The following is a 14,159-nucleotide window of genomic DNA, read 5'->3' as shown; positions in this document are numbered from 1 at the left end:
GAAGGGCCGCGTTCACCGGGCGGTGGTCGGTTTTCACCGCCGGTCGGCGGGGCGCTGGAGCGTGGTGGACGGCGGCTCGCCGAAGCGGCGGCGGTAGTCGGCGGCGAAGCGGCCGAGGTTGGTGAAGCCCAACTGGACCGCGATGGCGGTGACGGTCGCGCCCCGGCCGGGGTCGGCGGCGTGGAGGCGGTCGTTGGCCCTCTGGAGGCGGACGCGGCGCAGGTACGCCATCGGGGTGGTGCCGAGGCGCTTGCGGAAGCCCTCGTGGAGCGCCCGGGTGCTGGTGTTCGCCCTCCGGGCCAGCTCGGCGACGGTCCAGTCGCGGTGGGGGAGGCGTTCGAGGAGGTCGGCGGCGTGGCGCATCCAGTCCGGGCCCGGCGCGCCGCCGCCGTCCCACAGGCGCTCGGAGTGGTTGTGGCGCAAGGCCAGAAGCATCCCGGTGAGCACGCCGCGCTCGGCCGCCGCCACCGCGGCGGGGTGCCGGAGCAGGGGCGCGGGGGAGTCGAGGTCCTCGACCAGGTTGTCGATCGCGGCCCACCAGCCCGCGGCCGGGCGCTCCCAGGCCTCGACCCGGTGGGCGAAGCGCAGCGGCGGGTCGGGCGCCGCCGACGTCCACGACTCGAACTCGGCGTCCAGGGCCGCCCGGTCCACGCCGACGACCGCCATGGCGCAGCCCGGCTCCCAGTCGATCCGCAGGTCCTCCCCGGGGGAGGCGACGGCGGCCGTCCCGGGCCGCGCGGCGACGGCCTCCGGTCCGAAGTGGAACACCGCGCGCCCGGTGATCGGGTGCGCCACCAGGTACCCGTCGTTCGCCTCCGCCGTCAGCTCGACGCCGGCCCCGTACGCGAGGACGCTGACGCGCACCGCCCCGACCCGCGCCGAGTGCAGCACCGCGTCGAAGCCGCCCTGCTTGCGGCGCAAGCGGTGCGGGAACAGCGCCCGGGACGCCCCGGCGCGGGCGGCCTCAAGGTCGCCGGTGCGGAACACGCGGTGGCCCGCGAGCGGCAGGGGCTGCGTAGAATCAGTGCCCATCGCTTAACTATCGGTGACCCCGCGGCCGAGGGCAATCGCCGCGCGGTCCGCGAATCCAAGATAGTGAGAACGGTTCCACGGCACGGGGGAGGAACCGCCGTCAGCGAACGCGCCAGCGCCGACGCGACCAGCGATCCTCTTTGGAGCAGCCGTGGCGCCACTCCCCGCCCCGACCGGCGGTCCCCCCGCACTCCGCAGCCCCGACCGGGTGCTGCGCATCGTCGAGCAGCTCAGCCGCAACCCGCAGGGGCTCACGGCGAAGCAGCTCGCGCGCCGGACCGGCATCCCCCTCAAGACCGTCTACCACCACCTGCGCACCGTCATCGACCGCCAGTGGGCCTGGCGCGGCGAGGACGGCCGCCACTACTTCCGGCCCGAGGCCGTGGACCCCGCTCCCGCCGCGGTCCCGCGGCTCGACCGGGTCCGGCCGGTCCTCGAACGCCTCGCCGCCGCGACCGGCGCCGCCGTGTCCCTCGCGTCGCTGCGCGACGACCGCCTCGCCGTCGCCGCGCACGCCGCGGCCCCCGGCGCCCCGCGGCTCGACGACCTCGCCGCCGACCTCCCCGAAGCCCTGCACGCCACCGCGATGGGCCGGGCCCTCCTCGCGGGGCTGCCCGCGCACCAGCGCCGCCGCCTGCTCAAAGACCACGGGCTGCGCCCGTTCACCGCCCGCACCGTCCGCGACGCCGACGCCCTGGAGGCCGAGCTGCGCCGCGGGGCCCTGACCGGCGTCTTCACCGAGTCGGGCGAGTGCCGCGAGGACGTCGCCTGCTCCGGCGTGATCGTGCGGACCGGCGCCCGCGCCTCCGACGGCCTCGCGCTGGCCGCCGCGGTGCCGATCGGCCTGCCCGAGGCCCGGCGGCGCGGCGTGGACCGGCGCCTGCGCCTGGCCGCGGCCGAGCTCGTGCCGATCCTCATTCCCGAGATTGAATAGACATAGTGGACTATGTGTATCGATGATTCCCCTGCTGGCAGCCTCGTTGTTACCGCTCGTTCAACGCACCGATTCCATTGTGTTGATGCAGGATACGGCCCCCACATCGGCTCTCAGTGGACAGCGGGCGCACCCGCCGGGCCCATACGCTCGAACCCAGGCCCGAGGTCCCCGAGACCGTGAAGGTTCCGACAACGGCGTCCCGCAGGGGACCCGGGCCGCGCCAGCCACGAGAAGGGAAGCGCACCGTGCAGACCACGCTCAGCGCGAACGGAACCGACGCGACCGACACCCACCGGGGCACCGCAGGACGCGCGGCGCCCCCCGCCACCGCACCCGCTCCCGAACGGAGCCACCGCGAACTCGCCGAACTGCTCGACCGCGTGAACATCGTCGCGGTCTGCGAGAGCAACTCCATGCGCAACGTCGGCGACCACTGGTCCGCCGCCGGGCGCACCGTCCAATGGGTCCAGCGCCTCGGCGGGACGATCAGCCTCTACGAGGCCGCGTCCCTCCAGCGCCTGGGCCGCCACTCCCCGCTCCAGGGCAAGCTCGTCGTCGTCGGCGGGAGCGGACTCGTCGGCCCCGGCCGCTTCGAGTCCTGCGTGGAGTCCGTCTTCGAGCAGCGCCCCGCGGCCGTGGCGCTGTGGGGCATCGGCCACAACTTCCAGGCCGGCGTCCACCGCGACCCGACCTCCGGCTGGCGCAGGCGCGTCCTCAAGGACGGCGTCACCCGGCTGTGGCCCGAGTGGCTCGCCCGCGCCGACGCCGTCGGCGTCCGCGACTGGGACGCGGGCCTGCCGTGGGTCCCCTGCGCCAGCGCCATGCTCCCGGTCTTCGACGAGCTGCGCGGCATCGAACCCGAGCACGACTTCGTCGTCCTCAACCACTACGAGCGCGGCATCGACACCGCGCAGGCCCGCGCCGCCGGGCACGACTTCGAGCACCTCACCAACAACACCGAGGACCTGCGCGGGACGCTCGCGCGCCTCGCCTCCGCCCGGGTCGTCGTCTCCAACTCCTACCACGCCCTGTACTGGGCGCTCCTGCTCGGCCGCGGCGCCGTCGCCGTGGAGCCGAACTCGACCCGCTTCCACGGCTTCCGGTGGCCGATCTCGTACGCGAGCCAGGCCGACTGGCTCATCGCCGTCGAGCACGCCCGCCCGGCCCCCGAAGCGCTCGACCAGGCCCGCGAGGCGAACCTGGAGTTCTCCGAGCGGGTCCTCCAGATCGGACGCAGCCTCGGCCTCGTCCACCCCAAGGATGCGGTCAACCCGGGCCTCGGCGTGCCGCTCGACCCTGCCCCTGTCAACCCTGCCCCGGGCGTCTGAGCCCGGTGTCGGACCGGTTCCGGCTCCTGCGCGACCGGGCGCTGCGGAGGTACTGGTACGGCAGGGTCCTCTCCCTCGCCGCCGCCTCCGCGGCCCTGGTCGCCACCCCCGTCCTCCTCTACCGGCAGACCGGCTCCCCGCTGTGGGTGTCCGCGCTCGTCGCCGTCCAGGGCCTGCCGTACCTGGTCCTCGGCCCGGTCGCGGGCGCCGTCGCCGACCGCTGCGACCGGGCCGCGCTCCTGCGCGCCGCCGAGCTCGCCACCGCGCTCGCGCTCGCCGCGATCCCCGCCGCGGCCCTCCTCGGCCCCGTCCCCCCGCTCCTGGTCGTCGCCGCGGTCGCCGTGGCGCGCACCGCGTTCGTGTTCGCCGACGCCGCGAACTTCGGCCTCGTCCCCGCCCTCGCGCCCCCCGGCCGCCTCGCCGAGACCACGGCCCTGCTGTTCGCGACGAGCACCGTCGTCGAGATGATCGGGCCCGGCCTGGTCGGCGCCGCGCTCGCCCTGCTCCCCGCCCCGTACGCGATCGCCGCAGGCGCGGGCGCCTCGGCCCTGGCCCTCGCCTGCTACGCCGCGGCGGGCCTGCCCGGCGCGGCCCGGCCCGAGCGGTCCTCGGGCCTGTACCGCGACATCGCCGACGGCGCGCGCTGGCTGCTCGCGCACCGGCCGGTCCGCTCCACCATCGCCCTCGGCGTCGCGGTCGCGGTCAGCCAGGGGGTGTTCGTGTCCCAGGCCGTGCCGTGGGCCGCCGAGCGGCTCGGCGCGGGCGGGGACGGCGCGGTCGCCGGGCTGCTGTTCACCGCGTGGGCCGTCGGCGGGCTCGCGGCCACCGTCGCGGTGCTCGCGCTGGCGCGCCGCACGGGGCGGCGGCCGGTCGCGTTCGGCGCCATGTGGATCGCCGCGGCGGGCGCGGTCGGCTGCGCGTTCGCGGTCGGCGTCCCGGCGGCGGTGGCCGCGAGCGCGGTGTGGGGCCTGGGCTACCTCGCGGTGGTGCTCGCGGCGGTCGTGTGGCGCCAGCTCAGCACCCCGGACCGGCTGCGGTCGCGGGTGAACACGGCCGCGCGGATGGCCGCCTACGGGGTCGGCTACCCGCTGGGCGGCGTGCTCGGCGGCTGGGCGGCCACGGCGGCCGGGCCGCACGTGGCGATGGGCGGGGCGGGCGCGGTCGTCGCGGGCGTGGCGGTCCTCAGCCTGTCCGGTCTGCGGCGGTGAGCGCCTCCGGCGCGGTGCGCGCGGTGGAGGTGCGCAGCTCGGTGGGGGACAGCCCGGTGGCGTCCTTGATCTTGCGGGCGAAGTGGAAGCTCGTCTTGAAGCCGCAGCGCACGGCGATCGAGCCGACCGGGAGCCCGGTGGAGGTGAGCAGTTCGACGCCGAGTGAGATGCGGCGGTCCCACAGGTACCTGACGGGGGTGGTGTCCATGTGGGCGTTGAACATCCGCACGAGGTGGCCGGGGGTGACCGCGGCGGCGGCCGCGATGTCGGCGAGCGCGATCGGCTCGCCGAGGTGGCGGTGGATGAACATGCGGGCGTCCTCGATGGGCCGCGGCAGGGCCGCCGGGAGGTTCCGGAACTCGGCGATGAACCGCCACAGCAGGGCCGTGGCGAGCGCGTCGACCAGGGCCCCGTCGGCGGTGAGCCGGGTCTGCTCGGTGACGACGGCCTCGCGCGCCAGGTACGTCAGCGCCGACGAGAGGGTCCTGGTGGGCCGCAGGGAGGTCAGCCAGGCGCGCATCCGGTCGGTGGCGCCCTCCATGCGGCCGCGGACGAGGGTCTCGCGGGTGTCCTCGCCGGGGTCGAAGCGGATCTGCTCGGTGTGGCCGGGCAGGAGCAGGCAGATCTGCCCGGCGGGGACGGTGCGGGGCGCGCCGCCGTCGATGCGCACGGTCATCGACCCGGCGTGGACCAGCATGAGCTGCACCTCCTGCTGGAGTCGGGGGCCGATCCGCGACCCGGCGGGCTGCACGAGCTGGCGGGCGGTCGCGTCGGTCATGCGCAGCCGCCGCGACTGCGCATCGAACCCGGACCGGAAGCCGTCATCAATCTCAGACACAGACCAGCATATTACAGCCATGTAAATACAGGATGAATCCTGATGTCATGGATCACATGAGCGAACCTGAGACACACCTGCTCGTCGTCGGCGGCGGCGTCGGCGGGCTCACGGCGGCCGTGGCCGCCGCCCGCCGCGGCCTCCGCGTCACCCTCACCGAGCCCACCGACTGGATCGGCGGGGTCCTCACCACGCAGGCGGTCCCCCCGGACGAGCACGTCTGGATCGAGCGGTTCGGCTGCACCGCGACCTACCGGGCCTACCGCGAGGCCGTGCGCGAGTACTACCGGCGCCACTACCCGCTGACCGACGCCGCGCGGGCCCGCCGCGCCTTCAACCCCGGCGGCGCGAAGGTCTCCGACCTGTGCCACGAGCCGCGCGTGACCCTCGCCGTCCTCGAAGCGATGATCGCCCCGCTGCGGGCCTCCGGCCGCCTGCGCGTCCTCATGGAGCACGCGCCCGTCGACGCGGAGGCCGACGGCGACCGCATCACCTCGGTCACCTTGCAGGACAAGCGCACCGGGACCCGCCGCGTCATCGCCGCCCCGTGGGTGGTCGACGCGACCGAGACCGGCGACCTCCTCCCGCTCGCGGGCGTCGAGTACGTCACCGGCGCCGAGTCCCAGGCCGACACCGGCGAGCCGCACGCCCCCGCGGCCGCCGACCCGCTCAACATGCAGCCGGTCTCCGTGTGCTTCGCGCTCGACCACCGGCCCGGCGAGGACCACGTCGTCGACCGGCCCGACGCCTACGAGAAGTTCAAGTCCGCCGGGGCCGTGGACTGGCCCGAAGGCCAGCTCTCCCTCACCGCCCCGCACCCCAAGACCCGCCGCCCCGTGCAGCACATGTTCCTGCCCAACCCCGACGGCGACCCCGCCGACCTGCGCCCCGACTACGCCGACCAGCGCGTCGGCTCGATGGACCGGAACCTGTGGACGTTCCGGCGCATCGCCGCCCGCGGGAACTTCCTCCCCGGCGCCTACCCCAGCGACGTCACGCTCGTGAACTGGCCGCAGATGGACTACTGGGGCGGCCCCGTGTTCGACCACCCCGAGGCCGACGCGCACCTGGCCGCCGCCCGCGAACTCAGCCGCTCCTTCCTGTACTGGCTCCAGACCGAGGCCCCGCGGCCCGACGGCGGCACCGGCTGGCCCGGCCTGCGCCTGCGCGGCGACCTGCTGGGCGACACCGAGGACGGCCTCGCCAAGGCCGCGTACATCCGCGAGTCGCGCCGCATCCGCGCCGAGCACACCGTCGTCGAGCAGGAGCTCTCCCTCGACGTGCGCGGGGACGCGGGCGCGCTCGCCCACCCCGACAGCGTCGGCATCGGCATGTACCGCATCGACCTCCACCCCTCCACCGGCGGCGACCCGTACATCGACATCGGCTGCTGCCCGTTCGAGCTGCCGCTCGGCGCCCTGCTGCCCGAGCGCGTCGAGAACCTCCTGCCCGCCGCGAAGAACATCGGCACCACCCACATCACCAACGGCGCCTACCGGATGCCGCTGGTGGAGTGGAACATCGGCGAGGTCGTCGGGCACCTCGTCGCCTTCTGCGCCGACCGCGGCGCCACCCCCCGCCAGGTCCGCGCCGACGAGGCGCTCCTGGCCGACTTCCAGCGCGAACTCGACGACGCGGGCGTCGAGCGCCACTGGCCGCGCGTCGCGGGCTACTGACCGCGCCACCCCCGACCCCCACCTGCCCATCGAAGGAGACGGCACCATGTCCAAGACGAGCACGACCGCCGCCGCGGCCGCCGCGGCACTCCTGCTGGCGTCCGCCGCGGCCTGCGGCGGCGAGAGCGACACCGGGGAGGTGGTCATCACCTGCGGCACCTGCCAGGAGAGTCCCACCGACCCGTTCCTCCAGTACAACTACGAAGCGGCGCAGCGGTTCAACGAGGAGTTCGCCGGCCGGTACCGCATCGAGACGATCGAGAACGCCAACGCCGGGTCGAGCGAGGACCGCCTCCAGTACTACCAGCGGCTCGCCCTCGCCGACGACCTCCCCGACCTGTTCCAGCTCAACTCCGGCGAGATCAAGGCCCTCCAGGAGACCGGCAGGCTCCACGACTTCGCGCCCGCCCTCGACGCCGACCCCGACTGGGCCGGCACGTTCCAGGACCACGCCTTCGACGCCCTCACCGGGGACGACGGCGAGGTCTGGGCGATCCCGCAGCAGCGCGACGCCATCGGGATCTACTACAACGCCGACCTCCTCGCCGCCGCCGGGTACGACGAGTTCCCCGCCACCTGGGACGAGTTCGAGTCCCTGGCAGCCGAACTCAAGAGCGAGGGCAAGACCGCGATCGCCATGGACGGCGACTGGTCCACGATGCTCATGTGGGTCCACCTCATCGGCACCCACCCCGGCGGCGCCGCGTTCCTCGACGAGGGGATCGAGGACGGCGACTGGGGGAGCGACGACGCCGTCGTCGCCGCCACCGAGCGCCTGCGCTCCTGGCACGAGGCGGGCTACGTCAACGCCGACGCCTTCTCCGGGGACTTCCAGAACGCGGCCGCCGCCTACCTCACCGAGGACGCCGCGATGGTCGCCAACGGCCCCTGGTTCGTCGCCACCAACCTCAAGACCGACGCGGCCCCGCCCGGCCTCTACGACGCCACGGGCTACGCGCCCGCACCCGGCTGGGCCGCGGGCGAACGCGGCGCGATCGTCGTCTCCGGCGCGGGCTGGGTCTCCGGCGCGGTTGAGGACCGCGAGCTCGAAGCCGTCCACGCCTTCGCCCGCTTCGTGTCCTCACAGGACGAGGTCCTCGCGCAGGCCGCCGCCACCGGCGCCAACCCGCCCGTCGAGGTCGACCCCGCCGCCGCCGACGCCGCGGGCCTCGAACCCCTCGCCACCGGCCTCGTCGCGCAGGCCGACGGCCTCGCCTTCACCTACCCGCACGCCCGCGTCCACGGCCCGGCCGGGTTCAGCGCCGCCTGGAAGAACCTGTGGCCCGCCTACGTCGAAGGCGACATGGACACCGGCGAGTTCCTCCAGCGCCTCGCCGACGACGCCGCCGCGACCGGGCTCGGCGGCTGACGATGAGCACGCCCACGATCCCCCGGCCCCTCCTCCTCGGCGCCGAACCCGGCGGCCCGGCCCCGCCCGAGCGCGGGGCCGCGCCGCGGCGGAGACCCCGCCGCGCGGGCGGCATCCCGCGCGGCATGCGCCGCGCCGTCGCCCTCTCGCTCCTGCCCGGCCTCGCCCTGTTCGGCACGTTCTTCCTGGCGCCGTTCGCGGTCATGACCGCCACGGCCTTCGCCGACTGGAGCGGCCTCCACCTCGACTGGACCGGCCTCGACAACTACCGGCGGCTCCTCGGCGACCCCGTCTTCTTCAAAGCCCTCGGCAACACCGTGTTCTACGCCGCCGCGTCCGTCCTCGTCCAGGTCCCGCTCGGGGTCGCCGTCGGCATGCTCCTCGCGCTCCGGCCCCCCGGCTGGAAGGCGATCCGCACCGTCGTCTTCATCCCGTTCGTGATCTCCGGCGCCGCCTACGCCGTCATCTTCTCCATGTTCTACAACCCCCGCTCCGGGCTGCTGAACAACGCGCTCGCCGCGCTCGGCGCGCGCTCGGACCGCGACTGGCTCTTCGACAGCGCCACCGCCCGGTGGGCCGTCGCGGGCACCTTCGTGCTCGTCATCGGCTTCACCGTCGTCCTCGTCATGGCCGAGATCACCGCCATCCCGGCCGAGGTCTACGAGGCCGCCACCGTCGACGGCGCCACCACCTGGCAGCAGCTCACCCGCATCACGCTCCCGCTGCTGCGCAACGTCATCGGCACCGCGATCCTCCTGCGGCTCCTGGTCGACATCGGCATGTTCGACCTCGTCTTCATCCTCACCGCGGGCGGCCCCGACGACGCCACCGCCACCCTCGCCCTCTACGCCTACCGCGCCTACCTCACCGGCGAATGGGGCTACGCCAACGCCGTCGGCACCGTCATCATCGCGATCGGCCTGGTCCTGATCGTCTCGGTCCGCCGCGTCTTCCGCATCGGAGAGCGCACATGACCGCCGCCACCGCCACCCGCCGACCACTGTGGACCTGGACCCTGGTCTACGCCTTCCTCGCCGCCGTCGCCCTCCTGGCGCTCGCGCCCACCGCCTGGGTCATGCTGTCGAGCTTCAAGACCGGCAACCAGATCTTCACCGGTGAGGGCCTGTGGCCCGACCCGTTCACCCTCCAGGGCTTCACCGACGTCTTCACCCAGATCCACCTGCACCGCTACGTCCTCAACACGCTGATCTACGCCGTCTTCGGCACCCTCGGCGCGCTCACCGCCGCCTACCTCGCCGCCTACCCGCTGGCCCGCTACGCCTTCGCGGGCCGCAACGCCGTCGTCGCGCTGTTCTCGCTGGCGCTGGCGCTCCCGCTGGTCGGCCTCGCCACCCCGGTGTTCTTCGTGGTGCGCGAGCTGGGCCTGTTCGACTCGCGGATCGGCATGGTCGTCTTCTATGCGGCCCTTCAGTTCCCGTTCACGTTCGTGGTCCTGCGCGCCTTCCTCGTCTCGACGCCGCCCGAACTCGAAGAGGCGGCCATGATGGACGGCGCGGGCTACTTCACGACGATGTTCCGCGTGGTCCTGCCGCTGACGAGGCCCGCCCTCGCCACGGTCTCGGTGGTGGCGTTCGTGAACATCTGGAACGAGTTCTTCTTCGCCAACCTCCTGCTCGTGTCGCAGGAGAACCAGAACGTGCAGCTCGCCCTCGCCGGGTTCAAGTCCCAGTTCGGCTTCAACGTCACCGGCGCGGTCACCGGAGCAACCCTCGTCATGCTCGTCCCGGTCGTCCTGTTCCTCGCCCTCCAGCGCCACGTCATCGCGGGCCTCACCGCGGGCGCGGTCAAGTGACGCCGCAGGTGGGCCGGGCGGTCCGCTACGCGCCCTGCCGGCGGTCCCGCTCGGCCTTCCGACGGCGCTTCTCCTCGATGAGGGCCTCGGCCTCGGCGGCGGGCACCTCCTCGTAGTCGTAGTCGATGTGGCCGCGGTCGTAGTCGAGGAAGAACGTGGTGCGCTCCCAGGCGGACTTGAAGAAGTCGTACTCCTCGCTCCGGGACGCGGCGCCGTCGCGGTAGCGGCGCAGGAATCCGGCGGGGTTGGACCTGGGCCAGCGGTGATTGACCATCACGTAGTACCTAAGATCCTCCACCGAAACTCCCATCGAACGTCTTGAGGTCCTGCACGTTGTTCGGATGCGGCACCTCGTTGAAGATCTTCTTCTGCTCCGCGTCGAGGGCCGCCTTCCGCGGGTCCCCGTCGTCCAGGACCTTCATCTGATCGTACAGATCGTGGGTGCCCTCGTCCTTGGCCCAGAAGCTCTTCCCGGTGTGGTGCTGGACCTCGAACTGGGTGCCGGTCTCGGGGTCCCTCCAGGTCGTGTTGATGCCCTGGTACTTGCCGTCCTGGTTCCACTTGTACTTGTACTGCTTCGGGTCGGGCTCGAAGCCGGCGTCCTTGAGGCTCTGCTGCGCGTCCTTGACGCCCTCGGTGTACCTGCCCTCGGAGTGCCCCATCGTGTACCTGACGGAGTCGTTGATCTCCTTGATGGCCTCGTCTGCCGTCGCGTCCGGGTTGCGCCGCTGGATCCTCGCGATCTTCTCTTTGAGGGAGTCCTCGGTCTTGAGCCGGTGGTCGCGGCCGATGAGCTCGGAGCCGTTGCGTTCGGCGATCTCGTCCATCTTCGGAGTGATCCGGGACTCGGCGTCGCGCGAGCGCTCCAGGAACCGGTCCACGGCCGCGTTGTCCTCGGGGCTCAGCTTCACGTCGGGGTGCTTGGGGTGCGTCCAGCCCTTGGGCGCGTCCGGCGTCGGGACGTCCGTCTTCGGCGCGGGCCCGGGGGCCGTCCCCGTGTCGCCCGGCTTCTTCTTGCGGCTCACCGCTTTGCGGAATGCGCCGGGCCACTTGAGGACCCGGTTGACGATCGTGCCCGCCGCCTTGCCGCCGGCGTTCCCGCTCGGCTTGGAACTCGAACTACCCATGCAGCACCGCGCTCGTCCTCTTCCTGGAGTCCGCCGCCTCGAATACGAAGCAAACTCACCATAGCGCACGGGAACCCCAGCAAACGGACGACCGGATGCGTTCCGCCGCAACAGGGCCGCCATCCGGCACCGGGAAACCCCCGGACCCGACCCATCCGGGGCGCGGGCGGCGACGAATACCCCGTGTATCGACTCGCACTACGACAAGGGAGCCTCTCATGTCCTCCTCATATGCCCAGGCCCGCACCGGTCGCGCACCGGTCCAGACCGTGACGATGCTGATCGCCTCCGTCTTCGCGCTCGTCGGGGTGCTCGGGTTCGTCCCCGGCATCACCACCGGCCTCGACGACCTCACGTTCGCCGGACACCACTCGGGCGCGGCGCTCCTCGGGATCTTCGAGGTGTCGGTCCTGCACAACCTGGTGCACGTGCTGTTCGGCGTCGTCGGGTTCCTCATGGTCCGCACCGCCGGAGCCGCGGTCACCTACCTCGTCACCGGCGGGGCGATCTACTTCGTCCTGTGGCTGTACGGCCTGCTCATCGACCTCGACTCCACCGCGAACTTCGTCCCCGTCAACGACGCCGACAACTGGCTCCACCTCGGCCTGGCCGTCGGCATGCTCGCCCTCGGCCTCGCGTTCTCGCGCCAGCAGCGGCGCGCGACCGCCTGATCGAGACCGCCTCCGCCCCGCCGACCCCGCGCCCCCTCCGGGCGTTCGCCCGAAACCGGCGTCCGGGGGCGGGCGGCGGGGTAGCGTCCAGCCAGGACCCGACCCGACCGCGGCCGGTCCGGGGAGGCGCACATGGAAGGCAAGGGACCGGTGGACCTCGTCCTCGTCGAGTTCTCCGGAGGACGGTTCGACGGCGGCATCCTCGCCGAACTCGAAACGCTCGTCGAGGCCGGGACGATCACCGTCCTCGACGCGCTGCTGGTCAGCCGCGGCGGCGACGGCTCGGTCGAATGGGCCGAGGCCGCCGGCGCCGACGAGCGCCTCGCTGCCCTCGTCGGCGAACCCGCCGGGCTGCTGGCGGCCGAGGACGCCGAAGCCGTCGCCGAGGAGCTTCAGCCCGGCACCGCGATCGGCATGCTCGTCTTCGAGCACACCTGGGCCGGCGCGCTCGCCGCGTCCGTCCAGAGCAGAGGAGGGCGCCTGGTCGACTGGGAACGCGTCCCCGCCGCCGCCCTGACCGCACTCGCCGCGACCTGAGGAGCCACGCCATGCCACGACGTATCGGACGCCCCGGCCTGCTCGGCACGATGGCGCGCACCGCCGTCATCGCCGGGACCGCCGGCGCCGTCAACCGCTCCATGGAGCGCGCCGCCGCGGGCCGCGCCCAGACCCAGGCCGACGCCCAGGCGTACCGGCAGCAGACCGCGCCCGCTCCGGCCCCGTCCGGAGGCGGGGACGACATGCTCGCGCAGCTCGACCGCCTCGGCCAGCTCCACGCCAGCGGCGTCCTCGACGACGCCGAGTTCGCCGCCGCCAAAGCCAAGCTCCTGGCCTGAACCGGAGGCCGCCATGCGCTTCCTCATCCGCACGCTCATCACCGCGGCCGCCCTCGCGCTGGCCGCGCTCGTCATCGGCGGCATCCATGTGGACGCCTCGGGCCCGCTGCGCAACACGCTCACCCTCATCGGCGTCGCCCTCGTCTTCGGCCTCGTCAACGCCACCCTCAAACCGCTCTTCCGCCGCGCCGGAGGCTGCGTCTACTGGGTGACCCTCGGCCTCGCCGCCCTCGTCGTCAACGCCCTCCTCTTCCTCCTCACCGAGTGGATCGCGGGACGGCTCGGCCTCCCCTTCGCCATCGACGGCTTCTGGCCCGCCTTCTGGGGCGCCATCCTCGTCGCCGTCGTCTCCTGGATCGTCGGCCTCGCCGTCCCCGACCGCGCGCCCCCGAAGTCCTGAGCCGGGGGCCGCGGTCTAAGCGGGAGCGGGCTCGGGGAGGGGAAGCGCGGGCTTTCGAGTCCTGATGCTGCCCAGGAGGACGCCGCCCACGACCAGGACGCCGCCGAGCGCCTCGGGGAGCGTGACGGTCTCGCCGAGGATGAGCCAGGCCGCGGTCATGCCCGTGACCGGCACGAGCATCGAGAACGGCGCGACCACGCCCGCCGGGTGGCGGGACATGAGCCAGGTCCACAGGCCCGAGCCGAGGATCGTGCCGACGAGCACCGTGTACAGCAGGCCGAGCACGGCCCCCAGCGCGCCCGGGTCGCCGAAGTCGGTGAGGGACGACGCGATCCGCGACGGCCCCTCCCAGACCAGCGCGAGCGCGAGCATCGGCAGGGGCGGGACCACCGACATCCAGAGCGTCAGGTGCAGCGGGTTCGCGGCCCGCGCCTGCCGGTTGGAGATGTTGCCGATCGCCCAGCCCAGGGCCCCGGCCAGGGTCAGCAGGAACGGGATCACGCTGGCGTGCTCGGCGCGCTGCCAGCCGACGACGGCGAGGCCGCCGACCGCGACGAGGATGCCGACGAGCTGGGGCCCGGAGACGCGCTCGCGCAGGAACGTCGCGCCCAGGAGCATCGTGAACGGCCCCGACGCCTGGAGGACCAGCGACGCCAGGCCGGTGGGCATCCCGGCGGCCATGCCCCAGTACAGGAACAGGAACTGGAGCGTGCCGAAGCCCAGGCCGTACCCGATCAGCCAGCGCAGCGGCACGTCGGGGCGTTTGACCAGCAGGATCGTGGGGATCGCGATGAGCGCGAAGCGGAGCGCGACGAGGAACATCGGCGGGAAGTGCTGGAGCGAGGCGTCGATCGCGATGAAGTTGAGGCCCCACATCACGGCGACGGCCATGGCGAGCAGTACATGGCGGACGGGCATCGGTCC

Annotated in this window: 16 protein-coding genes; 11 read left to right on the top strand and 5 right to left on the bottom strand. The window is 73.4% G+C overall.

Features of this window, described 5'->3' with window-relative positions:
* Window positions 1–33: 33 nt before the first annotated feature.
* Window positions 34–1,032 (bottom strand): AraC family transcriptional regulator, encoded by a 999-nt coding sequence (locus ACFFXY_RS16420; protein WP_382352721.1) that lies wholly within the window; start codon window positions 1,030–1,032, stop codon window positions 34–36.
* 151 nt (window positions 1,033–1,183) lie between these two features.
* Here ACFFXY_RS16420 and ACFFXY_RS16415 point away from each other — a divergent pair, with 151 nt between their 5' ends.
* The 3 genes from ACFFXY_RS16415 to ACFFXY_RS16405 all read left to right on the top strand — a co-directional run bounded on the left by ACFFXY_RS16415 (window position 1,184) and on the right by ACFFXY_RS16405 (window position 4,505).
* Entirely contained in the window at window positions 1,184–1,966 is a 783-nt protein-coding gene (locus ACFFXY_RS16415; protein WP_382352718.1) for an IclR family transcriptional regulator, read from the top strand.
* A 248-nt stretch (window positions 1,967–2,214) separates the two neighbouring features.
* The gene (locus tag ACFFXY_RS16410) at window positions 2,215–3,297 is read left to right on the top strand and encodes a glycosyltransferase family protein (protein WP_382352716.1); all 1,083 of its coding nucleotides are present in this window, start codon (window positions 2,215–2,217) and stop codon (window positions 3,295–3,297) included.
* 5 nt (window positions 3,298–3,302) lie between these two features.
* Entirely contained in the window at window positions 3,303–4,505 is a 1,203-nt protein-coding gene (locus tag ACFFXY_RS16405; RefSeq protein WP_382352713.1) for an MFS transporter, read from the top strand.
* Here ACFFXY_RS16405 and ACFFXY_RS16400 read toward each other — a convergent pair.
* Window positions 4,480–5,343, bottom strand: a complete 864-nt coding sequence (locus tag ACFFXY_RS16400; protein ID WP_382352710.1) for an AraC family transcriptional regulator — start codon at window positions 5,341–5,343, stop codon at window positions 4,480–4,482. The two genes, ACFFXY_RS16405 and ACFFXY_RS16400, sit on opposite strands and share 26 nt — an antisense overlap.
* A 56-nt stretch (window positions 5,344–5,399) precedes the next feature.
* Between ACFFXY_RS16400 and ACFFXY_RS16395 the strand changes: the two genes are divergently transcribed.
* Genes ACFFXY_RS16395 through ACFFXY_RS16380 form a run of 4 tightly spaced genes read left to right on the top strand, consistent with a single transcriptional unit; the run spans window position 5,400 to window position 10,201 of the window.
* Window positions 5,400–7,019, top strand: coding sequence for an FAD-dependent oxidoreductase (locus ACFFXY_RS16395; RefSeq protein ID WP_382352707.1), 1,620 nt, complete (start codon window positions 5,400–5,402; stop codon window positions 7,017–7,019).
* A gap of 46 nt (window positions 7,020–7,065) precedes the next feature.
* Window positions 7,066–8,388, top strand: coding sequence for an ABC transporter substrate-binding protein (locus ACFFXY_RS16390; RefSeq protein WP_382352704.1), 1,323 nt, complete (start codon window positions 7,066–7,068; stop codon window positions 8,386–8,388).
* 2 nt (window positions 8,389–8,390) lie between these two features.
* Window positions 8,391–9,362 (top strand): carbohydrate ABC transporter permease, encoded by a 972-nt coding sequence (locus tag ACFFXY_RS16385; RefSeq protein WP_382352701.1) that lies wholly within the window; start codon window positions 8,391–8,393, stop codon window positions 9,360–9,362.
* The gene (locus ACFFXY_RS16380; RefSeq protein WP_382352698.1) at window positions 9,359–10,201 is read left to right on the top strand and encodes a carbohydrate ABC transporter permease; all 843 of its coding nucleotides are present in this window, start codon (window positions 9,359–9,361) and stop codon (window positions 10,199–10,201) included. The genes ACFFXY_RS16385 and ACFFXY_RS16380 overlap by 4 nt, the downstream gene beginning before the upstream one ends.
* A 25-nt stretch (window positions 10,202–10,226) precedes the next feature.
* Here ACFFXY_RS16380 and ACFFXY_RS16375 read toward each other — a convergent pair whose 3' ends face one another.
* Complete coding sequence (locus tag ACFFXY_RS16375) at window positions 10,227–10,475, bottom strand: hypothetical protein (RefSeq protein WP_382352695.1); 249 nt, start codon at window positions 10,473–10,475, stop codon at window positions 10,227–10,229.
* Window positions 10,476–10,485: 10 nt separating this feature from the next.
* Window positions 10,486–11,328: a hypothetical protein gene (locus ACFFXY_RS16370; protein ID WP_382352693.1), complete on the bottom strand. Its 843-nt coding sequence runs from the start codon at window positions 11,326–11,328 to the stop codon at window positions 10,486–10,488.
* A gap of 218 nt (window positions 11,329–11,546) precedes the next feature.
* Between ACFFXY_RS16370 and ACFFXY_RS16365 the strand changes: the two genes are divergently transcribed.
* The 4 genes from ACFFXY_RS16365 (at window position 11,547) to ACFFXY_RS16350 (ending at window position 13,235) form a co-directional block, all read left to right on the top strand.
* The gene (locus ACFFXY_RS16365) at window positions 11,547–11,999 is read left to right on the top strand and encodes a DUF4383 domain-containing protein (protein WP_382352690.1); all 453 of its coding nucleotides are present in this window, start codon (window positions 11,547–11,549) and stop codon (window positions 11,997–11,999) included.
* Window positions 12,000–12,131: 132 nt separating this feature from the next.
* Entirely contained in the window at window positions 12,132–12,536 is a 405-nt protein-coding gene (locus ACFFXY_RS16360; protein ID WP_382352687.1) for a DUF6325 family protein, read from the top strand.
* A gap of 11 nt (window positions 12,537–12,547) precedes the next feature.
* Entirely contained in the window at window positions 12,548–12,835 is a 288-nt protein-coding gene (locus ACFFXY_RS16355) for an SHOCT domain-containing protein (RefSeq protein ID WP_382352684.1), read from the top strand.
* 13 nt (window positions 12,836–12,848) lie between these two features.
* Window positions 12,849–13,235, top strand: coding sequence for a phage holin family protein (locus tag ACFFXY_RS16350; protein WP_382352681.1), 387 nt, complete (start codon window positions 12,849–12,851; stop codon window positions 13,233–13,235).
* Between the two features lie 15 nt (window positions 13,236–13,250).
* Here the strand turns inward: ACFFXY_RS16350 and ACFFXY_RS16345 are convergent, their stop codons facing one another.
* Entirely contained in the window at window positions 13,251–14,153 is a 903-nt protein-coding gene (locus tag ACFFXY_RS16345; RefSeq protein ID WP_382352678.1) for an EamA family transporter, read from the bottom strand.
* Between the last annotated feature and the right edge of the window lie 6 nt (window positions 14,154–14,159).

This window comes from Glycomyces mayteni (assembly GCF_042428885.1).
Taxonomy (GTDB): domain Bacteria; phylum Actinomycetota; class Actinomycetes; order Mycobacteriales; family Micromonosporaceae; genus Glycomyces; species Glycomyces mayteni.
This window is presented reverse-complemented; position numbering and strand designations above follow the sequence as displayed.